Source organism: Microbacterium sp. (assembly GCF_036566905.1).
GTDB lineage: Bacteria > Actinomycetota > Actinomycetes > Actinomycetales > Microbacteriaceae > Microbacterium.
Map to the genome: position 1 here is coordinate 96,978 of NZ_DATCVK010000169.1, position 24,181 is coordinate 121,158.

Here is a 24,181-nt window from a genome sequence, read left to right on the forward strand (position 1 = left end):
GCGCGCGGGTCAGCGCGGCTTCTCCATGGTCATCAGCTTGAGGACGGATTCGGGGGTGGCGTCTTCCACCGGCAGCTCGCCGGTGATCCGGCCCTCCGACAGCGCGTAGACGCGGTCGGAGATGCCGAGCAGCTCGGGCAGCTCGGAGGAGATCACGATGATCCCCTTCCCGGATGCCGCGAGCTTGTTGATGATCGTGTAGATCTCGTACTTGGCGCCGACGTCGATTCCTCGCGTCGGCTCATCCAGGATCAGGACGTCGGGATCCGAGTAGATCCACTTCGACAGCACGACCTTCTGCTGGTTGCCGCCGGACAGCTTGCCCGTCTTGACGAGCACGTTCGGCGCCTTGATGTTCATGCTCTTGCGGAACTCGTTGGCGACCTTGTACTCCTCGTTGTCGTCGACGAGGCCACCCTTGGTGAGCCGGCCGAGAGACGCCATCGAGATGTTCCGCTTGATGTCCTCGATGAGGTTCAGGCCGTACGTCTTGCGGTCCTCGGTCGCATAGGCGAGGCCGTTCTGAATGGCCTCGGCGACTGTGCGCGTCTTGATCTCCTTGCCGCGCATGAAGACCCTGCCCGAGATGCGGCTGCCGTACGAGTGGCCGAAGAGGCTCATCGCGAACTCCGTGCGCCCGGCGCCCATGAGGCCGGCGATGCCGACGATCTCGCCGGCGCGCACGGTGAGCGAGACGTTGTCGACGACGACGCGCGAGGGATCCTGGGGGTGGTGGGCCGTCCACTCTTCGACGCGCAGCAGCTCCTCGCCGATCTGCGGCTCGTGGTCGGGGTAGCGGTGCTCGAGATCGCGACCCACCATGTCCTTGATGATGCGGTCTTCGGTCACGTCGAGCTTCGCGATCGTCTCGATCGTCTTGCCGTCGCGGATCACGGTGACCGTGTCGGCGACCTTCTTGATCTCGTTCAGCTTGTGGCTGATGATGATCGACGTGATGCCCTGCTCCCGGAGGCTCAGGATGAGGTTGAGCAGGTGGTCGGAGTCCTCGTCGTTGAGCGCGGCGGTCGGCTCGTCGAGGATGAGGAGCTTGACCTCCTTCGACAGCGCCTTCGCGATCTCGACCAGCTGCTGCTTGCCGACGCCGATCTGATTGATCTTCGTCGTCGGGTTGTCGCGGAGGCCGACGCGCTTGAGCAGCTCCCCTGCCTCGAAGTTCGTCTTGTTCCAGTCGATCAGGCCGCCGGTCTTGCGCTCGTTGTTGAGGAAGATGTTCTCGGCGATCGAGAGGTAGGGGCTCAGCGCGAGCTCCTGGTGGATGATGACGATGCCCTTCGCCTCGCTGTCGTTGAGGTTCTTGAACTCGACCTCATCGCCCGCGTAGACGATCTGACCGTCGTAGGTGCCGTACGGGTAGACGCCCGACAGGACTTTCATGAGTGTGGACTTGCCGGCGCCGTTCTCGCCGCAGATCGCATGGATCTCGCCGCGCTGCACCTCGAAGTTGACGTTCGAGAGAGCCTTGACGCCGGGAAAGGTCTTGGTGATGCCGCGCATCTCGAGAATCGTGTTGGTCACGTTTCGCCGACTTCCTCGTGGGGCTGACAGGGGGGATCGTGGTGGTGTCGGCGGCGGCGGGCTCGTGTCCCGCCGCCGCCGAGAATCGCTCCGGACCGGAGTGCTCGGCTCAGAGGCCGAGGTCCTCCTTGGTCCAGTAGCCCGAGTCGACGAGGGTCGACTCGACGTTGTCCTTGACGACCGGGACCGGCGCCAGCAGGTACGACGGGACGACCTTCACGTCGTTGTCGTACGTGTCGGTGTCGTTGACCTCCGGCTCGTCGCCGTTCAGCAGCGCGACAGCCATGCCCGCCGCGACCTTCGCCAGCTCGCGGGTGTCCTTGAAGATGGTCGCGTACTGCTCACCCGACAGGATCGCCTTGACCGAGTCGACCTCGGCGTCCTGACCGGAGATGATCGGCCAGTCCTCGCCGACCGTGTAGCCGGCGTCGGTGAGCGCCGAGATGATGCCGCGCGAGATGCCGTCATAGGGCGAGAGCACCGCGTCGACCTGCGTGCCGTCCGAGTAGTTGGCCGTGAGGATGTCCTCCATGCGGCTCTGGGCGGTCTCGCCGTCCCAGCGCAGCGTCGCCGCCTGCTCGATGTCGGTCTGGTCCGACTTCACGACGAGCGTGCCGTCGTCGATCAGCGGCTGCAGCACGTCCATCGCGCCGTCGAAGAAGAAGAATGCGTTGTTGTCGTCCAGCGAGCCGGCGAACAGCTCGATGTTGAACGGGCCGGTGGGGGCGCCCTCGATCGGCGTGCCGTCCAGCTCCGTGAGGCCCAGTCCGTTCAGCAGCGTCCACGCCTGCTGCTGCCCGACCAGGAAGTTGTCGAACGTCGCGTAGTAGTCCACGTTCTCGGTGCCCTTGATGAGGCGGTCGTACGCGATGACCGGGATGTCGGCGTCCGCGGCCGTCTGCAGCACCTCCGACAGCGTCGTGCCGTCGATCGATGCCACGATGAGCGCCTCGGCGCCCTTCGTGATCATGTTCTCGATCTGCGAGACCTGGGTGGGGATGTCGTCCTCCGCGTACTGCAGGTCGACCGAGTAGCCCTCTTCCTCGAGCGCGGCCTTGACGGCGTCGCCGTCCTGGATCCAGCGCTCCGAGCTCTTCGTCGGCATCGCGACGCCGATCAGCCCGCCGTCGCCGCTGCCGCTGCCGTCGCCTGTCGCTCCGGCTCCGCCTGCGCAGCCGGACAACAGCAGGGCTCCCGCCGCAACCGCGGCGAACACCAACTTCTTCGCTTTCACTGTGATTCCTTTCATCGTGACGTCTTCGTCTTGGAGCGATATTCAGTTGTCGACTTCGAAGTTCTGGGTGCGGATGCCGCAGCGTGCGGTCGTGCGGCCTCGCCGCTCCCCGCCTGACGGATCTCGTAGAGGCGGTCGATCACGTCGGATGCCAACGGCTCGACAGGGCCCTGCGCACGTGCGAGGTGCACGATCCGGGCGACCTCCTCGGTGAAGGCCGCGAGCGTCACGGCTTCCTCCACGCGGGATCCGACGGCGAGCACGCCTCGCTGGTGCAGGAGGACGGCGCGGGCGCGTGTCTCATCGAGCAGCTTTGCGACGGTCTGGCCGGCTTCTCCATCGTCCTCGCCGGGCGCGATCGGCACCGCGCCGCCGAACTGCTCGGCGATGGACGACAGCACGCACGGGATCTCCTCACCGCGGACCGCCCATGCGGACGCGAAGGGGGAGCCGCTCGAGACGATTCCGGCGACGTCGGGCTGCGCGGCGTAGACGCGAGCGTGGAGCACGTGCTCGCCGCTCGGCCGGCCCTCGCTCCCCGGGGTGCCCTCGACGATGGACCCGTCGAAGTCGCAGAGGACCAAGTTCTCCGGCGCCACGTCCTGGACGCGGATGCCGGCGGGCGAGATCACGAACAGGTCCACGCCGGGGATGCGACCCGAGGCGGCACCGCCTGCCGCGTGGATGGCGCCGGCCTGTGCGAGTTCGGCATGGGCGGCGGCGACATCCGCTCGGATGCGTGCGATCGCCACCTCCGTCCGCACTCCGCTCACGTAGCGTTCGCGGAGCTCGGCGTCTCTGCCGTGCGTCAACTGCGTCTCCCTCGTCGGATGGCTGGAACCGATGTGACGGGCGTGTGACCGTTCACATCGGAAAACTATAGCCATCGGTTCGACGGAGATGTCAATCCGGGATGATCTCGAGTTCGTAACGGGCCGCGCGTCACGCCGGCGGCGCGGTCGAGCCGCGCACGATCAGCTCAGGCGCGATCGTCGACGGACCCGGGCTCTGCACGCCGTCCGCAGGACCGAGCAGAAGTTCCACGCAGCGCCGGCCCAGCTCGGCGAAGTCCTGTCGCACGGTCGTGAGCGGAGGCCAGAAGTGCGCGGCCTCCGGGATGTCGTCGAAACCGACGATGCTGAGATCCCGGGGGACGTCGAGACCCTCGTCACGAGCGGCATGGATCAGGCCGAGCGCCATCTGGTCGTTGGACGAGAAGACCGCCGTGAAATCGCGGATCCGCAGCAGCTCGCGCCCGGCGTAATAGCCGAACTCCGCGGTCCAGTCGCCGAGGATGGGGGCCGTGGTCGGCACGTCGCTGGCACTGAGCTCCGCCAGGAATCCGTGCATGCGGGCCTCGGCCTCGATCCAGTCCTGCGGCCCGGCGAGGTGATAGATCCCGCGGTGGCCGAGGCTGATCAGGTGCCGCGTGGCCAGGCGCGCTCCGGCCACCTGGTCGACGGAGAGCATGTGATCGACATCGAGATCGGTGGACTGCAGCGTGACGTACGGGACGTCGAGCGCCTGCGCGGCGAGCGCCCGGAAGACCCGCACCTGCGGAGCGATCACGACGAGCCCCTCGATGGACTGGGCCAGGAGGTGGGCGAGCCCCGCGGGGATCGAGCGGGGATCCGACACGTCGATGTTCGCGGTGCTGACCCAGTATCCGCGAAGCCGTGCGGCCGCCTCGATGGCGGCGATGCTCGACGCGGGGCCGTACATCGAGCTGGAGGCCGCGAGGATCCCGATGGTCTGCGACCGGCTCGTCACCAGCGCTCGCGCGGCCTGGTTGGGCCGGTACTTCAGGTCTGCCATGACCTGGTTGACGCGTTCCCGCGTCTCGGGGCGGACGCTCGGGTGGTCGTTCAGGACGCGGGACACCGTCTGGTACGAGACGTCGGCCAGGCGCGCGACATCGCGGATGCTCGGCCTGCGGGCACTGGCTTCGTCGCTCATGGAGGTTCCGTCGGAGAATGTGTACGGTCACATCCAGACTGGCACAAAAGCCGGTTCCGGAGCCACAATGGCCATGTGACAGTCACATTCCGTCGGCGTCCCGAACGCCGACTGTCACATCGTCACATGCCGAGGAGGGCATCGATGGACCTTGCGCGGTATCTCCCGCTCAGCCAGCGCGGCCGTGACGACGAGTCAGGCGTGACCGGTGACCGGCGCGTCGAACTCGCCGCCCTCGTCCGCGGCGCTCAGCGGCTCGCGACGATCGCCGACGCATCGCAGCGCGACGATCTCGCCCGGGCGTTCGCGCGGGACGCCGGACTGCTGCCTCGCGAGAGCGGGCCGGTCGTCTCGGCGACAGACCTCGACGGCCTCGCCGCGCAGATCGAAAGCGGCCCGCGGCGGAAGATCCCGGACCTCCAGCGTGCCGTGCGCGCCCTGCTCCAGCTCGCCGACGCGGTGGGCGGTGAGGCGCGCGTCCCTCCGCTCACGCTCGGCGCCGTGGCGCTCCAGGCATCCATCACGGCGCCCTTCGACCGCCGCGCCGCGATCTCAGGCCACACCGTCGTCGCCGTCGACGCGGACTGGAGCATCGGAAGAGGTCCGGAACTCCGCGGCAGCGCCGAGGGCATCGTGCGCTTCCTCCTCGGCCTCAGTGACGTCCCGCCGCGTGCGCCCGGCCGTGAAGAGGCGTCCGATACGAGCCCGCGTCCTGCCGACGACCCGCGTGACTTAGGCTGACGGGATGCCGGAGTCGGAAGAGGGTCGCCCTCGCATCAGCGCCACACGCGTCGGCATCTGGGTCGTCGTGTCGGCGATCGGCGTGTACATGGTCGTGACCGGCGTCGTGACCGCCCTGGCGTCGGGCGGATGACCGCGTCGTCGGCCGGATAGACTCCCGCGGGTTCACACAGGATCGCATCCGACCGCAAGCCCCTCGTCGGGCGCTCGTCCGGCTTCGTAGCCTTGATGCATGGCGGTGGACGAATTGTGGCTGGTGCGGCACGGCGAGAGCGTCGGCAATGTCGCCGCCACGCAGGCCGAGATCGACGGCGTGGACCGGATCCCGCTCGACATCCGCGACGCCGACGTGCCACTCTCCCCCACCGGTGAGGAGCAGGCGCAGGCGCTCGGCCGATGGCTCGACGGTCATCGCGACGACGTCGACCTCTTCTGGGTCTCGCCGTACGCGCGAGCACGGCAGACCCTCGCGATCGCGCTCGGCGATGCGGAGCCCGCCGTTCGCGTGACGGCCGACGAACGGCTGCGCGACCGCGAGCTGGGGGTGCTCGACCTGCTGACGCGCAACGGCGTCGCGCGCTTCCATCCCGAGGAGACGGAGCGCCGGCTCCACCTCGGCAAGTTCTACCATCGCCCACCCGGCGGTGAGTCGTGGGCCGACGTTGCGCTGCGCCTGCGGTCGTTCCTGCGCGACGGCCTCGAGCTGCCGGGCCGGCGCGCGCTGGTCGTCGCGCACGACGCGGTCGTGATGCTGCTGCTCTACATCCTGCTGCCGATGCGCGAGGAGGAGCTCCTCGACTTCGCGGCCGGGCACACCGTGCTCAACGCGTCGGTCACGCACCTCATCCGGACGCCGGACGGCTGGCACCTGGAGGCGTTCGCCGACGTCACCCACCTGCAGCGCGAAGGCGCCGAGGTCACCGTCCACCCCGGGAATCCCGATGTCGAGCCGGAGTGAGCTCGTCACCGACGCCGTGCTGCGGGAGTGGGGCCTTCCGGCTCCCGGCGACTCGAAGAAGAGCCGCGGCGAGATCGTGATCGTCGGCGGGGCGCGCAGCTCCCCCGGTGCCGTCATCCTGGCCGGCGAGGCCGCGCTCCGCGTCGGCGCCGGTCGCGTCGCCCTCGCGGTGCCGGGATCGATCGATGCCCACGTGGGCATCGCGCTGCCGGAGGCCGGCATCTACGCGCTCCCCGACGACGCCGACGCACCGCTGGAGGGACGGCTGGGAGAGCACCTCGGCTCGGCGGACGCGGTGCTGATCGGTCCGGGATTCGACGACCCCGCCGAGACGCGCGCCACGGTGCTGGCCGTCGCCGACACCGCACCCGCCTGCCTCGTGCTCGACGCGTTCGCGGTGGGAGTGCTGCCCGACATCGACCGGAGCGCACTGCCCGACACGATGATCCTCACAGCGAACAAGGAGGAGGCGGCGATCCTGCTCGGTCGCCCCCTCGCCGACGGCGACGACCCCACGGACCTCCTCGAGATCGCGCGGAGATTCGACGCCGTCGTCAGCTGCTACGGGCTCACCGCGCGCCCGGACGGCCGTTCCTGGCGGATCGATGAGGGTGGACCAGGACTGGGCACCTCCGGCAGCGGCGATGTGCGCGCCGGCGCGATCGCCGGCTTCGCCGCTCGCGGCGTGGAGCCCGAAAGGGCCGCGGTCTGGGGCGCGTGGGCCCACGCCCGCGCGGGGACGAGGCTCAGCGAGCGCATCGGCCTCGGCTTCCTCGCGCGAGAGCTCGCGGCAGAGCTCACGCCGACGATGAAGGACGTGCTGGCCGCCTGAGCCGACAACCGATTGCAGGCGTCGTCAAGACGACACCTGCACCGCCATCGCGTCCATGCTGCGTGCGACGGCGAGCGTCGCGTCACGGTCGTGCCACGGATGCTGAAGCCGGCCCTCGACGATGGCCTCCTCGACGGCCGCCAGCATGGGCCGGTAGCCGTTGCCCCGCCGCGGGTGCTCCACCTTCTCCGGGCTGACGAAGATGCGCTCGACGCCCCCCGCGTGGACACGGGCGGACTGCGCCGCCCAGAACATCGGATCGACGGTGATCCAGCCCTGCTCGCCACTGACGGCGGCCGACAGGTCGAGGAACTCGACGCCCGACCACGCGAGCTGCGCGAACCTGCCGTCGCCGTGCTCCATGGTCGCGTGACCCGCGATGTCCACTCCGTCCATGAGCGATCCGGTGGCCGAGATGGCCTCCGGTTCGCCGAGGAACCAGTGCGCCAGGGTGACGGCGTAGATGCCGCGGTCGCGTAACGCGCTGCCGGCGTGCGCGGGGGTCAGCTTCGCCCCACTCGCCCGGAAAGGCGTCCCGAAGCTCGCGCGCACGGCTCGCACGTCGCCCAGCGCACCGCCGCGCACCCGCTCGAGCAGGTCGACGTGGAGCGGATTGAAGCGCATCCACATCGCCTCCATCGCGAAGCGCCCGACCGCTTGCGCCTTGGCGAAGATCAGCTCGATGTCTGCCGCCGAGGTCGCCATGGGCTTCTCGATGAGGACGTGCTTGCCCGCCTCCAGCGCTTCGAGCGCGATCTCGAGGTGGGTGTGGGCGGGCGTCGCGATGTAGACGACGTCTACCTCGGCGCGCGCGAGCAGTTCGTCACGCCGCTCGGTGGCGAACGGGATCCCGAACTCACCGGCGAAGGCATCCGCTCGCTCTCGGCGTCGCCCCCAGACGGCACGCACGCGATCCGGCGCCACCACGCGAAGGTCGGCCGCCACCCGCTCGGAGATGTCGCCGGTCCCGATGATTCCCCAGCCGTGCATTGTCGCCCCTTCCGCCGTGGTGACCCCCATCATTGCGGGCGATCAACAGATTTGGCAACCGATTGTCATTCCGAGCAGAACATGTTCTACTTGAAGGGCGGCAGACCCGATGCCGTTCAGCATGACAAAGGAGTTCTGCGATGGCAGCACCAACGGCGACCGCGACGGTCCCGACCGCACGCTTGCCCTTCGGCAAGCTCGTCGCCTGGGCCGGAGCCGGCCTCTCCGCGGCAGCGAACTTCATCATCCTGGGCTACGTCGCGATCTACTGCACCGACACCCTGGGCCTCTCCCCCGCGGTGGTGGGCGTGCTGCTCCTCGTCAGCAATCTGTGCAACGCCGCCCTCGCCCTCGTCGCGGCGTACATCGTGGACCGGAGCCCCGAGACGCGCTGGGGCAAGGCGCGTCCTTACGAATTCGCGATCATCGGCATCTGGGCGACGACGTGGCTGATGTTCTCCACGCCGTCCGCACTCGGCGAGACCGGCCGCATCATCTGGGTCTTCGTGACGTTCATCATGATCCAGGCCGTCTTCCGCACGCTCCTCGACGCGAACGACAACCTCTATCTCGCCCGCGCGTTCTACGGCCGCCGCGTCTACGCCAAGGTCACCACCCGGTCCGGGATCGTGACCTCGCTCGGCGCCATCGCCGTTACCGTCACCCTGCCGATGGTGCTGAATGCCGCAGGCAAGTCGCCGGAAGGCTGGTCGACGGCGATCGCGTGGTTCGCCATTCCGCTCGCCATCATCGGCATGTCCCGTTTCGCCTTCGTCAAGGAGACGCACCTGACCGCCGACGCCGGCGCTCCCCCGGTGAAGGTGCGCGACATCCTGGTCGCCCTCAAGGGCAACACGTGGATCTTCGCCATCGCGGCGCTGCAGCTCTTCGCGTCGGCCATCAACGGCGCCGGCGCCGGCGCCTACTACTTCCGCTACGTGGTCGGCGATCTCGGCATGCAGTCGATCGTCCTGGGCGCCGGCATCCTCATCCTGCCGAGCATCATCTTCCTGCCCGTGATCATGAAGCGGGTCGCGATCTCCCGCATCATCATGGCCGGCGCTGTCGCAGGCATGATCGGCTCGACCATCAATGCGTTCGCGGGTGCCAGCATCCCGATGCTGATCGTCGGCGGACTGTTCACGGGCCTCGCGCTGCTGCCGGTGAGCTATCTCGCCGCGGTGCTGATCCTCGACCTGTGCTCGTACAACGAGTGGAAGGGCAACCGTCGCCTCGAGAGCACCATCGGCGCGATCGTGGGCATCTTCACCAAGATCGGTGCGGGACTCGCCGGCGCCTTTGTGGGACTCGTCCTCACCGTCGCCGGCTACGACGGAGCCGCCGAGACACAGGCCCCCGCCGCGAACTCCGCCATCGTCGCGCTGTACTCCTGGTTCCCGCTCGCACTGTTCGCCGGCGTCTTCGTCGTCATGATGGTCTACGGCCGGTTCGACCGGCTCATCCTGCCTCAGGCGCAGGCCGAGCTCGAGGCGCGGGGCGAGACGGCCCACCACGCCACCGAGCTCAGCCCCACCCCGCCGGTCATCGTGGGCGGCTCGGTCGGTGTCGACGCACACGCCGAGCTCGAGCTCCTCGCCGCCGAGCGCCTCGACGCCGAGGCCGAGGCCGCGACCGCCGACGACAAGAGGGCCTGAATCGGATCCCACGCCCGGCGAGATCCGGCCGGCTGACAGCGTCCGCGACGACCCCGCGACCGTGAAGTGGCCCCGGCGGTCGTGGCCGGGCTCGGCATCCGCTCGGTGGAGCCCGCGACGGCCCACTTCCACTGTCCCGCCGCGTTGACGCGCGGATGAACCTTCCCGCGGGCAGTTCAGCCGCGGGAAGGTCATCCGCGGGACACGGACCCGGATCGGGCGGACGCATCGACAGGAGTCGCCCGTGCGGATGCTCCCGACGCGCGGTCGGACTCAGGCGCGCGGGCCGGTGCTCCCGCGGACCACGAGTGTCGTCGCAAGAAGACCGTCGTCGATGGCGTCGCGACCTTCTTCGAGCCGCGCGAGCACCTTCTCGACCGCACGCTCGCCCGCGAGCTCGAGCTGCGCCTGCACCGTCGTCAGCGGCGGGACGATCAGCTCGCTCCCGAAGATGTCGTCGAACCCGGCGACGCTGAGCGCCCCGGGGACGTTGATGTCGGCGGCGGCAGCGGCCTGCATCAGACCGATGGCCATGAGGTCGTTGAAGGCGATCACGGCGGTGGCACGCGCAGCGAGCACGCGGCGGAGCACTTCGCGTCCGCCTTCGATCGTCGGGCTGTTCGGGCCGATCTCGACCACCCCGACGTCGAGGCGTTCGGCCGCGTCGAGCAGTGACTCCCAGCGGCGCCGGCTGATCCACGAGGTCTCCGGACCGGCGAGGTACACGATCGAGGTGTGCCCGAGCTCCGCGAGGTGGTCCATCATCGCGTTCACGCCGCTCTCGACGTCGGGCAGCACCCCGGCGACGTCGCCGACGCGGCGATTGATGAGGACCATCGGCTTGCGCTCGGCGAGCGCCGAGATCTTCTCGTCTTCGAGGCGCGTGGTGGCGAGCACGAGCCCGTCGACGCTGGGCAGCAGACGCGAGATCGCCTGGGCCTCGGCTTCACCCGACTCCTGCGACTCGGCGATGACGAGGGTGTAGCCCGCCTTCGCGGCCGCATGCTCAGCCCCGCGGACGATGCCGAACACGACCGGGTTCGTGATGTCGGCGACGAGGAGACCGATCGTCTGACTGCGGCCTGTCGGCAGCGCACGCGCCATCGGGTTGAACTGGAAGTCGAGGCGCTCGGCCGCCGCGCGGATCTTCGCCTCGGTCTTCTCGCTGATGCGGCCCGGCTTGCTGAGCGCGCGCGAGACCGTGGAGGGGTTGACTCCCGCGAGCTCGGCGATGTCGTAGATCGTCGCCGCCCCGCCCCGGCGTTTGATCCGTGCCGCGAGTTCCGGGGGCAGTTCCTCCACCGCGACTCCTGTCGTCGATTCGTCAGCGCGCACGCGCGTCCATCCATTCAAGTGCAGTCTGCGCGATCTCGGCGACCGGCGCGTCGATGGCGATCTGGATGCCCGCCTCATCCGGGCCGAGCGGCTGGAGGGTGTCGAGCTGCGAGCGCAGCAGGGCCGGCGGCATGAAGTGGCCCTCTCGGCCGACGGCGCGTGCTGCGAGAAGCTCTGGAGAGCCGGTGAGGTGCACGAAGACGACCTCGCTCGCTGCGGCACGGAGCCGGTCACGGTACGACCGCTTCAACGCCGAGCACGCGACGACCGGTGCGTCCGCCCCGGCGAGCGTCACGGCGACCGCATCGAGCCACGGCCACCTGTCGTCGTCGTCGAGCGGGGTGCCGGCCGCCATCTTGACGACGTTCGCGGCAGGGTGCAGATCGTCGGCATCGACGAAACCCGCACCGATCGATTCGGCGAGCCGGCGCGCCACCGAGGTCTTGCCCGACGCGGACACGCCCATGACGACGATGCGCGGGCGGGAGAAGGCATCCTCCCGCCCGCCGCGGCCGGTCATCGCGCTCCGCTCACCAGTCGTGAACCGTGCCATCGAGCAGACGGTTGTAGGGCAGATAGGCCTGCTCGTAAGGGTATCTACCGGCCTCGTCGACGTTCAGTTCGACGCCGAGCCCGGGGTTGTCACCCGGGTGCAGGTACCCGTCGGTCCATGTGAACGACTGCTCGAAGACCTGGTCGGTCTTGGCGCCGTGCTTCATGTACTCCTGGATGCCGAAGTTGTGGATCGCCAGCCCGAGGTGCATCGCGGCGGCCATGCCGACCGGCGAGATGTCGGTCGGCCCGTGCATGCCCGACTTGATCTGGTACATCGCCGCGTAGTCCAGCGTCTTCTTGAGGGCCGTAATACCGCCCATGTGGGTGACGGCGCCGCGCACGTAGTCGATGAGCTGGTCGCGGATGATGTCCTTGAAGTCCCACACCGTGTTGAAGATCTCACCGATCGCGAGCGGCGTCGTGGTGTGCTGGCGTACCAGCCGCAGCGCCTCCTGGTTCTCCGCCGGCGTGCAGTCCTCGAGCCAGAAAAGGTCGTACGGCTCCAGGTCCTTGCCCAGGCGAGCGGCCTGGATGGGCGTCATCCGGTGATGCCCGTCGTGCAGCAGGGGCAGATCGGGGCCGAACTCGTTCCGCACCGCTTCGAACACGCCCGGCAGGTGGTTCAGATACGCCCGGGTGTCCCAGTCCTCTTCCACCGGCTTCGCCCCACGGCGGGCAGGCTCGTGGTCGTACCGGACCGTGGCGTCGCCGACGTCGGCGCCCTGCGCGGCGATCCCGTAGATCGCCTTGAGCGTCGGCACGCCGGTCTGCACGCGGATGGCCTTGTAGCCCTGCTCCTGGTGCGCCCGGATGGAGTCGAACAGCTCGGGCAGCTCCTTGCCCGACGCGTGCCCATAGGCCATCAGCCCGTTGCGCGAGGCGCCGCCGAGCAGCTGGTACACCGGCATCCCGGCCGCCTTGCCCTTGATGTCCCACAGCGCCATGTCGACCGACGCGATCGCAGCCATCGTCACGGGGCCGCGCCGCCAGTACGCCGACCGGTACAGGAACTGCCAGGTGTCTTCGATGCGCGAGGCATCCGCGCCGATCAGCAGCGGCACCACATGCTCGGTCAGGTAGGCGACGACCGCGAGCTCGCGACCGTTCAGCGTCGCATCCCCGAGCCCGGTGAGCCCGTCGTCCGTCGTGAGCTTGAGCGTCACGAAGTTGCGGTCGGGGCTGGTGACGATGACTTCGGCTTTGTCGATGATCATGGTGTTCCTCCGGAGTGGTCAGGCGTCGGAGCCGGGCTTGCGTCCATCGAGCCCGCGCCAGCGGCGGCGCAGCGCGAAAGCGGCGGACTTGGGCTTGCGGTCGCGGGTAAAGACGCCCTTCTTGTTGCCGTCGACGCGGTGGATGCCGTTCGAGGTGGCGAAGTCCGCGAAGTTCCAGACCTGCTCGCCCACGAACTGCGGGAAGCGGTCGAACACGCGGTGGTACATCTCCAGCAGGTCTGCCTGGTACTCCTCGGTCCACGCCTGATCCCACACCGAATGCAGGCCGGGCTGCGTGTCGGCACCGTACTCGGTCATCATGATCGGCTTGCCGGTGCGCTCGACCCAGCCCTGGATGTCGCCCTGCAGGTACATCTCGGCGGTCTTCAGGTCGCCCGTCGCGATGTACCAGCCGTAGTAGCGGTTCATGCTGACGACGTCGAAGAGGTCGACGATCTGGTCGTTCTTGAAGGTCGCGAACATCACCAGCGAATAGGTGAGCGGGCGCGTCGGGTCGAGCTCGCGGGCGAGATCCACGAGCGGCTCGAAGTACTCGCGGGCACCGTCCTCGTTCGAGGCCGGCTCGTTAGCGATGCACCACATCACGACGGAGGGATGGTTCTTGTCGCGCCCGATGAGCTCGCGCAGGTGCTGGGCGTGCGCGGCGTGGGTGGCGGCGCCCGCGTACTGCTCCGAGAACGTGGGGAACGGCGGCGTGCCCGACATCCCTCCCACGACGCCCATGTTGAGGCCGACCGCGGCCGTCTCGTCGATGACCACCACGCCGTGGCGATCGGCGAAGTCGAGCACCTCTTCGGCGTAGGGATAGTGCGACGTGCGGAACGAGTTCGCGCCCGACCACTCCATGAGCTGGAAGTCGTGCACCATGTAGGCGTCGTCGTGGCCCTTGCCACGGATGGCGGCGTCCTCGTGCTTGCCGAAGCCGGTGAAGTAGAACGGCTCCCCGTTGATGAGGAACTCGTGGCCTCGCACCTCGACGGTGCGGACGCCGACGGCGACCGGGTACGAGTCGAGCACCTCCTCGCCGTGCACAGCCTCGACGGTGAGCTGGTACAGGTACGCCGCACCCGGCTGCCACAGCACGACGTCGGCCACCGACAGCGTGCCCGCGGCACCGGTGCCCTCGGCGACGACCGCGCCCGCGGCGTCCGTCAGCCGCACCCGGACGTCGGCGTCGCCGACCACATCGACGCGGTAGTCCACCTGGCCCGTCGTGCCTTCGAAGGCGGTGACCACGGTGACGTCGTCGATGCGCGTGGCCGGCACCGAGTAGAGCCAGACGGAGCGTGCCAGGCCGGCGTAGTTGTAGAAGTCGTGGAAGTAGGTCTGCGTGCGCTTGCCGGTCATGCCGACCTCGATCTTGCCGGGCGGGATGGTCTCGTTCGTGAGCTCCCCGCTGACCGCGACCGTCAGGCGGAACGCGCCGCCGGCCTCCACCCGCTCGGTGACGTCGACGTCGAACGGCGTGTAGCCGCCGACGTGCTCGCCGACCAGCTCGTCGTCCACGTAGACGCGCGCCGCATGGGTGGCGGCGTCGAAGCGGAGCAGGATGCGCTCGCCGCCCCAGCCGCGAGGCACGCGCACCTCGCGCTGGTAGTACACCCAGCCGACGTGATCGCGGATCTCGGCGTCGGTGAAGAGGTCGTTGTAGCTGGCCGGCACGGCTGCCTCGAGCGGGCTCGTCAGCGGCGCCGTCCACGGCTGCTCGCCGAGCCGCGTGTCGATCCCGAACCGCCAGACCCCGTCGAGGTTGACGAGTTCGCGGGTGGGGGTGGGCGTGGGCTTCAGCATCGATGGGCCTTCCTGCGCTGCGCTGCGGTGTACGGGTCTAGTAGATCAGGTTTGAGCGAATTCGGCAATCGGTTGCCATCAGATGGTCTCGCCGGCGTCCGCCAGGAGCGTGCTTCCCGTCATCACCATCGAGAGGTCGCTCGCGCAGAACAGCACCACCCGCGCGATGTCGTCGGGCGTTCCGGTGCGGCCGATGAGGCTCTGCGACATCGCCGACGGCAGGTTCGAGAGGTCGACGCCGGCTGCGGCCATCTGCTCCGCCGCGGCGGCGGCCATCGCCATGTTGCCCTCGGTCGGCACGTAGCTCGGGGCGACTCCCAGAACGCGGATGCCGCGGGGCGCCAGCTCCAGCGCCAGCTGCTTGGTGAGCCCGCGCGCGGCGTGCTTCGACGCGACGTACGCCGACAGCCCCGGCGCGATGCCGCGGAAGCCCGCCGTCGAGACGACGTTGACGATGACGCCGCCCTCCGGCATGCGGTTCACGGCCTCACGCGCCCCGTTGCGCACGCCGCGGGTGTTGACGGCGAAGACCTTCTCCCACGTCTCGTCCGGCATCTCGACGAGGGGCTGGCTCGGGAAGATGCCCGCGTTGTTGACCCACACGTCGATGCCGCCGAGGGCGTCGACGGCCGATTGAGCGCCCGAGCTGACGGATGCCGCGTCCGCGACGTCCATGCGGACGCCGACCGCTGCGCGGCCGAAGCGGTCGGCGACGTCGTCCGCGGCCACCGCCGCGTGCGGCTCGTCCAGGTCGGCGATCGCGACGGAAGCGCCCGCCTCGGCGAGGCGGAGCGCGATCGCCTTGCCGAGGCCCTGCGCGCCGCCCGTGACGAGGGCGCGGCGTCCGGTGAGCGAGAGGAGGTCGGAGAGCGGTGCGGACGAGACGTCGGCGAAGGGATAGGCCATGCGGTTTCCTGTCGGTGGCGGGTCAGCGGATGCCGCGGACCCTGAGGGTGATGATGGACCCGCCGACGGCGGCGAGACCGGCGGCGGCGAGGTACAGCGCGGTGAAGTTCTGTCCGCCCGACCCGATCGCCAGCACCGCAGGCGCGGCGAGCGGCGCCACGACGCCGGGGATCTTCTGGGCGAACATCGTGATCGCCATGTAGCGGCCGGCCTGCGTCTCGCGCTCGGGCAGCACGTCGAGGACGAGTGCCTGGCCGACGGCCGAGAAGGTCGCGATACCCAGAGACGAGATCAGCGTGCCGGCGACGACCAGCGGCAGCCCGTAGGCGAAGGCCGAGACGGCGCATCCGGTCGCGAACAGGAGTGCGCCGATGAGGATCAGCGGCTTGCGACGCCGCAGCCGGTCGCTCAGCCATCCGCCGCCGATCGCGCCGAGCGTGGCCGACACGATGCTGAGGCTGGAGGTCAGCGCCAGCACCCCGGCGACATCGGCCACAGGCAGTGCGAGGCGCTGGGCGACGAAGAACACCGAGAAGCTCGTGGTGAGGGTGAGCCCGAGGAAGAACACGAATCGTCCGAGCCAGTTCCAGGCGAAGTCGGGCACCTCCCGCGGGCGGAACACGTAGCTGCGCAGGAGTCCGCCCAGCGTGAGGCGGTTCTGCAGCGGCATCCCCCGGCTGTCGGGCTCGCGGGCGAACACCACGAACAGGCCGATGAAGAGCGTGGCGATCGCGGCCGGGACCGCGAAGACCAACAGGATGTCATCGCGCAGCGGGCCGACCAGGACGATGCCGACGACGGGTGAGATCTGCATCATCAGACCGGTCAGACCCGACACGCTGCCGCGCTGGCTGGCCGGCAGGCGGTCGGCCTGCCAGTTGCCCACGGAGCCGGCCGCGGTCCCCCAGCCCACGGTCGACAGCACCCAGCCGGCGCCGAGCCAGACGAGGTCGGGTGCGAGGGCCATGACGGGGATCGAGGCGATGCCGAGGACGAGCCCCAGGACGGTGAAAGGCCGCCGGCGACCCCAGCGCGTACGCGTCCGATCGCTCAGGATGCCGGTCAGCGGGGCGACGACCAGGGTCGCTGCCGACCCGATTCCCAGGATGTAGCCCAGGATGTCGGTGCGTCCGGGCGCGAGCTGATCCAGCCGGACGGCGAGCGAGTACGCCATCGGCACGACCATCGCCATGCCGCCGCCGAAGGTCGCCGCGACCAGCAGCACGAGCTGCCACCGGGGGACGCGCGGCAGATCGGCGGCATCCTCCTCCGACCGCCCGCCGGGTCCAGCCGGGGGCTGCGGAAGAGCGACGTTCCCGGTGGGAACGCGCTCCTCCGCCGCCTCCAGCGCGTCGTGCGCGACGTCCGGCTGGGCGCCCTCCGCGGGCGGTGACCCGCTGGCGGCGGCATCGACTGCCACGCTGGCTCCTCTCGTCCCCGAAGTCGGCTCAGGCCAGACCGTTGCGAACCGCGACCTCGCCCAGCCACCCGAGACTCGGCTTCGGCGTGCGGACGAAGGTCTCGCGGTCGACGGCGATGAGTCCGAATGTCGGGCCCCAGTGACCCCACTCGTAGTTGTCGAGGAGGCTCCAGTGCAGGTAGCCGCGCACGTCGATGCCCTCGGCCATCGCCGCCTGCAGGCCGCGGAGCGCCTCGTCGGTGTAGCGGATGCGCTGGGTGTCGTCAGCGGTGGCGATTCCGTTCTCGGTGATCACGATGGGTACGCCCTCCGAGACGTTCCACGCATGACGGACGGCCATGGCCAGCGCGTCTGGGCGGTAGGAGGTGCCGACCAGGGTGTTGTCGGGGTTCTGCGGGTGAGGCACCAGGCCGTTCGCGTCGACCTCCTGGCTCGAGTACGCCTGCACGCCGACGAAGTCGTCGCCGCGGGCCCCCTCCCAGTAGACGTCCTCCTTGCCGTAGCGGATCTCTTCCAGCTTCTTCTCCCCGCCCGGAGCCGCCGTGAGCGCGCCGGCCGCGATGGTCCAGCCCACCTTCGCGCCGGTCCGCGCGCGGACGATCTCACGAGCGGCATGGTGGATGTCGACGAAGCTCCGCCCGATCTCGGGGTCGGCGTAGGTCAGGAACTCGCTGTGGGTGTTCTTCTTGCGGTCGGCGTCGCCCGTGCCGTCGCTCTCGACCGTCGGACTCTGCCACTGGCCGTCACCGGCCTGCTGCATGCGGCGCATCGCGGTCATGATCGCCGCCTGCATGTTGGGCTCGTTCATGGTCGCGACCCACTCGACGCCGTCGAGGATCGTCGTCGCCTCGGTGGTGAAGCGCTGGAAGCGCTCGGAGGCGTCGGGTGCGGTCCACCCGCCGGCGGCGGCGAACCACTGGGGCGTGGTGAAGTGCTGCAGTGTGACGACGGGGGTCACCCCGCGGTCGAAGCACGCCTCGATCACGCGGCGGTAGTGCGCGAGCTCGGCGCGGGAGAAGCGGCCAGGCAACGGCTCGATGCGCGACCACTCGAGACTGAAGCGATACGAGGTGAGCCCCGCGTCGGCCAGCAGGTCGATGTCTTCGCGGTAGCGGTGGTAGCTGTCGCACGCATCACCCGATGGCTCCATGCCCGGCATCTGCTGTTCGCGTGCCCACCAGTCGCTGTTGACGTTGTTGCCCTCGATCTGGTGCCCGGCGGTCGCCGCGCCCCAGAGAAAGCCGTCGGGGAAGTTCGTCATCGCACATCCTTGTTTCGCTCGAATGAACCGTCAACCGGTTGCCAGACACCACGCTAACATAGAATTCGAAAGGTCTCACTAATTTGAGGAGTCGACGATGGCGCAGTACGCGAAGACCGCCGAAGTCCGCCGGGGCATCATCGCCGCGTGCCTGTCGGCCTTCGGCGACTCCGGGTTCCACGGCGCGTCGATGGCGGAGATCGCCCGACGGGCGGGGATCAGCCACACCGGTCTGCTGCATCACTTCCCGCGCAAGGAGGACCTGCTGACGGCGGTGCTCGACCTGCAGGACGAGCGCAGCGCGGCGTACCTGCGCACCCACTCCGCGCTCGCAGCCGATGCCGATCCCCTCGACATGCTGCGGGGGATGGCCGAGACACTGGTCGATCGCGACCGCCACGTCGGCCTCGTAGAGCTCGGCGCCGTGCTCACCGGCGAGGCCACGGCGCCCGGGCACCCCGCGCACGCGTATTTCGCTCAGCGCTACCGGAACGTCCGCGGGTTCATGACCCGGCTGTTTGACAGGCTGCACGAGGAAGGGCGCCTGTCCTCGCCCCTGCCCCCGGCATCCCTTGCCGCCATCACCATCGCGGTGATGGACGGCCTCCACACCCAGTGGCTGTTCGATCGCGAGGCTGTCGACGTCGAAGAGACGGTGCAGTCCTTCCTCGCGACGCTGGCGCCGGAACTCGCGAAGGACCTGCCGCCGTCAGGCTCGTGAAGAGAGCCCCTGGTACGCGAACCTGGTCACGACGACGTCATCGCGGGTCGCCTCGACGCCCACGACTCGGCCGGTGAAACCGCCCGCCACCTCGGTTGCGAGATAGCGTCCGTCCACGCGCGCGAGTTCGACGAACTCGTCGATCGCGTAGCCGAGCCTGACGAGATCCGGGCCCCGCCGCGCCCCGCGCTCGGCGTCGAACTCCTCTGCGCGAATCTCGAGCGAGTAGGTGGAGCGGGGCGCATCGGCGCGGGCGAGGACTCCGTCGAGCGGGCCGATCACGCCGCGCACGACCAGCTCTTCGCCGATGCGCTCGATGCTCACACGATGCACATCATCGATCCGGACGGACAGCGCGAAGTCGCCGAGCGCATCGGCTTGCGCCGACCACGTCTCATCGCGGACGCGGGTGACCAGCGGGCGGGCTTCTCCCGACGCACCACGGCTCAGCGTCACCCCGCCCTCACCAGGCACGGCGAACGACGCGGGCATGACCCCGGGTGCAATCCACCGCGCGTCCAGCTCGGCGCCCCCGAAGCCGTCCTCGAACGCTGTGTCGGGCGTGGCGATGTCGAAGCGGCTCTCGTCGACCACGGGCCAGTCATCCACCCAGTCGATGCCCGCGAGGAAGGTCTCTCGGCCGTTCGTGTGCCAACGGGGGAACGTGCCTCTGGGCCTGGTCCCCAGGAACACCATCGCCCAGGTGCCGTCGGCGAGCTCCACCAGGTCCGCGTGCCCCGTCGACTGGACGTCGGCGCTCGTGCTGCGATGCGTCAGGACCGGGTTGGCGGGCGAGGACTCGAACGGACCCTCGGGCTGTCGCGAGCGCGCGACGGTCACCATGTGACCGGGGCCCGTGCCGCCTTCCGCCACGATCAGGTACCACCAGTCTCCGCGGCGCACCAGGTGCGGCCCTTCCGCGTGGGCCCCTCCCGTGCCGGCCCACACCGTCTGGGGCTCCGACAGCACGGCGCCGCTGGCGGGATCGACTATCGCCTGGGAGATGCCGGGGCGCAGGACATCGCTCCAGGTGATCCGGCACACTCCGTCGTCATCCCACGAGAGGTCGGGATCGATCCCGAGGAGGCCCTCGGTGTAGACCGGCTCGCTCCACGGACCCGCGGGGTCGTCGGCGTGGACGATGAGCTGTCCTCGGGCGATGTCATGGATGTTCGTCGTCGTCAACCAGAAACGTCCGCCGTGGTGACGCAATGTCGGTGCATAGATCCCGCCGCTCGCCCCGGCGAGCCCGGTGCGCACGTTCAGCTGCGACGGACGATCGAGGACGTTCCCCAGCTGCGTCCACTCGACGAGGTCGCGCGAGCGGAAGATCGGCACACCGGGGAAGTACTCGAAAGAAGATGTGGCGAGGTAGTACTCGTCGCCGACACGGCAGATCGAGGGGTCGGGGTGGAATCCGGGAAGGATGGGGAGCTGCGTCATGTCAGGCTGTCACTACTCTCTCTGCCGTCACCAGTTTGCGACGTTCCTCACGCCGCTGCTGCTGAACCACCGGATCGGCGACGGGTGATGCCAGAAGCAGCCGTCGCGTGTAGTCGTGCTCGGGGTCCGAGGTCACCAGGGCAGCCGCCCCTGTCTCGACGAGATCTCCGCGGTACAGCACCGCCACGCGATGGCTGATGTGGCGGACGACCGTCAGGTCGTGCGAGATGAAGAGATAGGCCACACCGGTCGAGCGCTGGATGTCGACGAAGAGGTCGAGCACCCGCTCCTGCGTCGACAGATCCAGGGCGCTGACGGGCTCATCGCAGACGATGAGCTTCGGCCTCGGCGCGAGAGCGCGCGCAATGGCGACACGCTGGCGCTGACCACCGGAGAACTCGCGCGGGAGTCTCTCGGCGGCATCCGCCGGCAGCCCCACCTGGTCCAGCAGCGTCCGCACCCGTGCCCGCGCGTCTTTCGCCGTCGCGCCCTGCACCACGAGCGGCTCGGCGAGGATGTCGCCCACCGTGAGCGAGGGATTCAGCGACGTGTACGGGTCCTGGAACACCACCTGGATGTCTCTGGCGAGGCGTCGCCGCTCCCGTGTCCCCACCGCGGTGATGTCCTCGCCGTCGAAGACGATGCTGCCGCCGGAGGGCTTGACGAGCCCCAGTACCGCCCGGCCGATCGTGGTCTTGCCCGACCCGGACTCCCCCACCAGGCCGAGGGTCTCCCCCTCGCCCACGTCGAGCGACACGCCGTGCAGGACCTCTACGGGCTTCGCCCGCCAGCCACGGCCGGGGAAGCCGACGCGCAGGTCACTGATCTCGAGGAGGCTCACCGCAGGATCCCTTCCGCCGGCGCAGCCGCCGGCTCGTCGGCGCGGACCGATCCCTCATCGAGGATCGCGCCGAGCAGCATCCTCGTGTAGTCGTCCTGCGGATTCTGGAAGATCTCGAGCGCGGATCCCGCCTCCACCACAGCCCCCTTCTGCATGACGACGATGCGGTCGCACAGGTCGGCCACGACGCCGAAGTTGTGGGTGACGAGCAGGATCGCCATGTCGAGCTCCGACTGCAGATCGCGCAGCAGGTCGAGGATCTCGGCCTGCACGGTCACGTCCAGTGCGGTGGTGGGCTCGTCGGCGATGAGCAGCTGCGGCCGGCTGGCGACGGCACCCGCGATGAGCACGCGCTGGGCCATGCCGCCCGAGATCTGGTGCGGATACGAGTCGAACGTGCGGGCGGGATCCGCGATGCCGCATCGCTCGAGCAGAGCGAGGACGCGCGACTTGGCCTCGCGCTTCGAGATTCCGAGCGCGGAACGAACGCCCTCGACCAGCTGCGACCCGACGCGGTACGACGGATCCAGGTTCGACATGGGCTCCTGCGGGATGTACGCGATCGCCTTCCCGCGCAGCGGCCGCATCTGGGCGTCGGTGAGGCCGACCAGCTCCTGACCGTCGAAGAGGATCGAGCCGCGGGTGATGACCGCCTCCGCCGGGAGCACGCCGAGCGTGGCGAAGGCGGTCTGGGTCTTGCCCGACCCGGACTCCCCGACGACGCCGACGACCTGGCCGCGCGCGACCGAAAGGGACACCCCGCGGACCACCTCGCGGGGCTGGCCGCTCGGACCGCGGTACGCGATGCCGAGATCGGTGATCTCGAGGAGCGCCCCGGACCGCCGCGGCTCGACCTGGTCGGCCGATGCCACGCGCTGGCCGGTGCCGACCTTGACCGGTGCCGGCTTCGACCCTTCGAGCGTGTCGCGCAGGGCGTTGCCGAGGAGCACCAGGGATGCCGTGATGACGCCGAGCAGCAGACTCGGCCAGAGGAACTGCGTCGGAGCGATGTAGAGGTTGCGGAAGCCGGACGAGATCATCGAGCCGAAGCTCGGGATCTGCAGCGAGCCGACGCCGAGGAAGGCGAGCCCGGACTGCACGGCGATGGCCGAACCGGCCATGAACGCCGCGGCGATGATGATCGGGCCGCGGACGACGAAGAGCACATGTCGGCTCAGGATGCGCAGGTTGCCGAGTCCCGAGACGCGTGCGGCATCCACGTACAGCTCGTTCTTGACGCCGACGACGAGGTTGCGGACGATGCGGTAGATGCCCGGCGAGAGCAGCACGCCGAAGATCAGCATCGTGAAGCGGTAGTCGCCTCCGGTCACCGGCATGAGGATGATCAGGAGCAGGATGCCGGGGAAGGTCATGATGAGGCTGAACAGCCACTCCGTCGACGCGCGGGTCACCGCGCCGAAGTACCCGCCGACGAGGCCCGCGATCACGCCGACCGTCAGCGCCACGCCCGCACCGATGAGGGCGGAGATGGCGGCCGTGTTGATGGAGTGCAGGAGCCGCGTCCAGATGTCGCGGCCCGACTCGTCGGCGCCCAGCGGATAGCCGGGGGTGCCGGCCGGCGCGTTGACCATCGCGAGGTCGGCGTCGTTCGGTCCCTGCTGCGTGAGCACGGGGGTGAGGACGCCCATCAGGAAGATGAGCAGCAGGATGCTCGCCGTGATCACGAACTGCGGATCTTTCAGCAGGCGCTTCCACATCGGCGTCCGCGAGGCGGTCGCCGCATCCTCGATGGCGACGATGAGCTCGGTGCTCGGCGTCGTCATCGCCTCCATCATGGGTCCACGGTCGTCGCTCAATGGACTCTCGCTTTCGGGTTGAGCCAGCCGTTGGCCAGGTCGGTAAGCAGGTTGACCAGCGTGACGAGCAGCACGCCGAAGGCGGTGATACCCAGGATCACGGGGATGTCACCCTGCAGGGAGGCGTTGAAGGCGAAGCTTCCGTAGCCGGGCAGTGCGAAGACGTTCTCGATGATGAGCGCACCGCCGAACATCGCGATGAACTCGAGGGACATGACCGTCAGCGCCGGGCTCGCCGCGTTGCGCAGCGCATGACGCAGCACGATCGAGGTCGTCGAGGTGCCCCGGGTGCGGAGCGTCCGAACGTAGTCGCGGCGGAGCTCGTCGATCATGCGGCCGCGCACCTGGGCCGCCATGTTGGCGACGCCGCCGATCACGAGCACGATCACCGGGATGGTGATGCTGCGCGCCCAGGCGGCGGGGTCCTCGCCGGGCGGTGTGTAGCCGGTGGCGGGCAGCCACTTGAGCTGGACGGCGAAGATGACGACGAGTCCGATCGCGAGGAGGAGACCCGGGACGATGTAGCCGACGAGGGAGATCCCCTGCGACAGGCGGTCGGCGACGCCGCCGCGCGATGCTGCCCAGACGCCGAGCACCGTCGAGATGATGACCGTCAGGATGAGCGCCGGGATGATCACCGAGAGGGTGACCGCCAGTCGCTGCAGCACGGTGGGGCCGACGGGGAGCGACGTGTACACCGATGTCCCGAAGTCGCCGCGGACGGCCGCGCCGAGCCAGTCGAAGTACTGCACGAGCACGGGCTGGTCCCAGCCCTTGGCGTGCATCAGCGCCGCCGTCGCCTCGGGCGTGGCCGACTGGCCCAGGATCGTCTTCGCGACGTCCTCGAACGAGGTGCTGAGCAGCAGGAAGGTGATGAAGGTCACCAGCAGGATCAGGATCAGCCCGGCGCCGAGCCGGCGCAGCGTGTAGGAGATCATCGTCGTTCCCTGGGGT

The 24,181-nt window shown here is 69.2% G+C and carries 22 protein-coding genes; 6 read left to right on the forward strand and 16 right to left on the reverse strand.

The window, feature by feature from the left end:
* Nucleotides 1-9: 9 nt before the first annotated feature.
* The 4 genes from mmsA to VIP82_RS13055 all read right to left on the reverse strand — a co-directional run bounded on the left by mmsA (nucleotide 10) and on the right by VIP82_RS13055 (nucleotide 4,726).
* The gene (gene mmsA / locus VIP82_RS13040; protein WP_331909244.1) at nucleotides 10-1,536 is read right to left on the reverse strand and encodes a multiple monosaccharide ABC transporter ATP-binding protein; all 1,527 of its coding nucleotides are present in this window, start codon (nucleotides 1,534-1,536) and stop codon (nucleotides 10-12) included.
* Nucleotides 1,537-1,645: 109 nt separating this feature from the next.
* Nucleotides 1,646-2,785 carry a multiple monosaccharide ABC transporter substrate-binding protein gene (chvE, locus tag VIP82_RS13045; RefSeq protein ID WP_414684670.1) on the reverse strand — a complete coding sequence of 380 codons (1,140 nt, stop codon included), beginning with the start codon at nucleotides 2,783-2,785 and terminating at the stop codon, nucleotides 1,646-1,648.
* Nucleotides 2,782-3,582: a class II aldolase/adducin family protein gene (locus VIP82_RS13050; RefSeq protein ID WP_331909248.1), complete on the reverse strand. Its 801-nt coding sequence runs from the start codon at nucleotides 3,580-3,582 to the stop codon at nucleotides 2,782-2,784. The genes chvE and VIP82_RS13050 overlap by 4 nt, the downstream gene beginning before the upstream one ends.
* A 130-nt stretch (nucleotides 3,583-3,712) precedes the next feature.
* Entirely contained in the window at nucleotides 3,713-4,726 is a 1,014-nt protein-coding gene (locus VIP82_RS13055) for a LacI family DNA-binding transcriptional regulator (protein ID WP_331909250.1), read from the reverse strand.
* 144 nt (nucleotides 4,727-4,870) lie between these two features.
* On the opposite strand from VIP82_RS13055, the gene VIP82_RS13060 reads away from it, so the two are divergent.
* The 4 genes from VIP82_RS13060 (at nucleotide 4,871) to VIP82_RS13075 (ending at nucleotide 7,257) form a co-directional block, all read left to right on the forward strand.
* Nucleotides 4,871-5,467, forward strand: coding sequence for a hypothetical protein (locus VIP82_RS13060; RefSeq protein WP_331909252.1), 597 nt, complete (start codon nucleotides 4,871-4,873; stop codon nucleotides 5,465-5,467).
* 4 nt (nucleotides 5,468-5,471) lie between these two features.
* Nucleotides 5,472-5,600 (forward strand): hypothetical protein, encoded by a 129-nt coding sequence (locus tag VIP82_RS13065; RefSeq protein WP_331909254.1) that lies wholly within the window; start codon nucleotides 5,472-5,474, stop codon nucleotides 5,598-5,600.
* 99 nt (nucleotides 5,601-5,699) lie between these two features.
* Nucleotides 5,700-6,425: a histidine phosphatase family protein gene (locus tag VIP82_RS13070; RefSeq protein WP_331909256.1), complete on the forward strand. Its 726-nt coding sequence runs from the start codon at nucleotides 5,700-5,702 to the stop codon at nucleotides 6,423-6,425.
* A complete protein-coding gene (locus VIP82_RS13075; RefSeq protein ID WP_331909258.1) occupies nucleotides 6,409-7,257 on the forward strand; it encodes an ADP-dependent NAD(P)H-hydrate dehydratase in 849 nt (282 codons plus the stop codon). Before VIP82_RS13070 ends, VIP82_RS13075 begins: the two co-directional genes overlap by 17 nt.
* A gap of 24 nt (nucleotides 7,258-7,281) precedes the next feature.
* Here the strand turns inward: VIP82_RS13075 and VIP82_RS13080 are convergent, their stop codons facing one another.
* Nucleotides 7,282-8,247, reverse strand: coding sequence for a Gfo/Idh/MocA family protein (locus VIP82_RS13080; RefSeq protein WP_331909260.1), 966 nt, complete (start codon nucleotides 8,245-8,247; stop codon nucleotides 7,282-7,284).
* Nucleotides 8,248-8,387: 140 nt separating this feature from the next.
* Between VIP82_RS13080 and VIP82_RS13085 the strand changes: the two genes are divergently transcribed.
* Complete coding sequence (locus VIP82_RS13085; RefSeq protein ID WP_331909262.1) at nucleotides 8,388-9,902, forward strand: MFS transporter; 1,515 nt, start codon at nucleotides 8,388-8,390, stop codon at nucleotides 9,900-9,902.
* 273 nt (nucleotides 9,903-10,175) lie between these two features.
* Here the strand turns inward: VIP82_RS13085 and VIP82_RS13090 are convergent, their stop codons facing one another.
* The 7 genes from VIP82_RS13090 to VIP82_RS13120 all read right to left on the reverse strand — a co-directional run bounded on the left by VIP82_RS13090 (nucleotide 10,176) and on the right by VIP82_RS13120 (nucleotide 18,405).
* The gene (locus tag VIP82_RS13090) at nucleotides 10,176-11,204 is read right to left on the reverse strand and encodes a LacI family DNA-binding transcriptional regulator (protein WP_331909264.1); all 1,029 of its coding nucleotides are present in this window, start codon (nucleotides 11,202-11,204) and stop codon (nucleotides 10,176-10,178) included.
* A 22-nt stretch (nucleotides 11,205-11,226) separates the two neighbouring features.
* Nucleotides 11,227-11,790 (reverse strand): gluconokinase, encoded by a 564-nt coding sequence (locus tag VIP82_RS13095; protein WP_331909266.1) that lies wholly within the window; start codon nucleotides 11,788-11,790, stop codon nucleotides 11,227-11,229.
* Nucleotides 11,768-13,006, reverse strand: a complete 1,239-nt coding sequence (gene manD / locus VIP82_RS13100; RefSeq protein ID WP_331909268.1) for a D-mannonate dehydratase ManD — start codon at nucleotides 13,004-13,006, stop codon at nucleotides 11,768-11,770. The genes VIP82_RS13095 and manD overlap by 23 nt, the downstream gene beginning before the upstream one ends.
* Before the next feature lie 18 nt (nucleotides 13,007-13,024).
* Entirely contained in the window at nucleotides 13,025-14,818 is a 1,794-nt protein-coding gene (gene uidA / locus VIP82_RS13105; protein WP_331909270.1) for a beta-glucuronidase, read from the reverse strand.
* A 78-nt stretch (nucleotides 14,819-14,896) separates the two neighbouring features.
* A complete protein-coding gene (locus tag VIP82_RS13110) occupies nucleotides 14,897-15,724 on the reverse strand; it encodes an SDR family NAD(P)-dependent oxidoreductase (protein ID WP_331909272.1) in 828 nt (275 codons plus the stop codon).
* Between the two features lie 22 nt (nucleotides 15,725-15,746).
* A complete protein-coding gene (locus VIP82_RS13115; RefSeq protein WP_331909274.1) occupies nucleotides 15,747-17,144 on the reverse strand; it encodes an MFS transporter in 1,398 nt (465 codons plus the stop codon).
* A gap of 28 nt (nucleotides 17,145-17,172) precedes the next feature.
* On the reverse strand, nucleotides 17,173-18,405 hold the full coding sequence (locus VIP82_RS13120; protein WP_331909276.1) for a glycoside hydrolase family 1 protein: 1,233 nt from the start codon (nucleotides 18,403-18,405) through the stop codon (nucleotides 17,173-17,175).
* Between the two features lie 97 nt (nucleotides 18,406-18,502).
* On the opposite strand from VIP82_RS13120, the gene VIP82_RS13125 reads away from it, so the two are divergent.
* On the forward strand, nucleotides 18,503-19,126 hold the full coding sequence (locus VIP82_RS13125) for a TetR/AcrR family transcriptional regulator (protein WP_331909278.1): 624 nt from the start codon (nucleotides 18,503-18,505) through the stop codon (nucleotides 19,124-19,126).
* On the opposite strand, the gene VIP82_RS13130 is transcribed toward VIP82_RS13125, so the two are convergent.
* From VIP82_RS13130 to VIP82_RS13145, 4 genes are read right to left on the reverse strand one after another with little or no spacing between them, the layout of a single operon-like run.
* Nucleotides 19,115-20,569, reverse strand: coding sequence for a glycoside hydrolase family 43 protein (locus tag VIP82_RS13130; RefSeq protein ID WP_331909280.1), 1,455 nt, complete (start codon nucleotides 20,567-20,569; stop codon nucleotides 19,115-19,117). The genes VIP82_RS13125 and VIP82_RS13130 overlap by 12 nt on opposite strands.
* 1 nt (nucleotide 20,570) lies before the next feature.
* Entirely contained in the window at nucleotides 20,571-21,410 is an 840-nt protein-coding gene (locus VIP82_RS13135; RefSeq protein WP_331909282.1) for an ATP-binding cassette domain-containing protein, read from the reverse strand.
* A complete protein-coding gene (locus VIP82_RS13140; protein ID WP_331909284.1) occupies nucleotides 21,407-23,194 on the reverse strand; it encodes an ATP-binding cassette domain-containing protein in 1,788 nt (595 codons plus the stop codon). Before VIP82_RS13140 ends, VIP82_RS13135 begins: the two co-directional genes overlap by 4 nt.
* Before the next feature lie 29 nt (nucleotides 23,195-23,223).
* A complete protein-coding gene (locus VIP82_RS13145) occupies nucleotides 23,224-24,165 on the reverse strand; it encodes an ABC transporter permease (protein WP_331909286.1) in 942 nt (313 codons plus the stop codon).
* Nucleotides 24,166-24,181 lie beyond the last annotated feature (16 nt).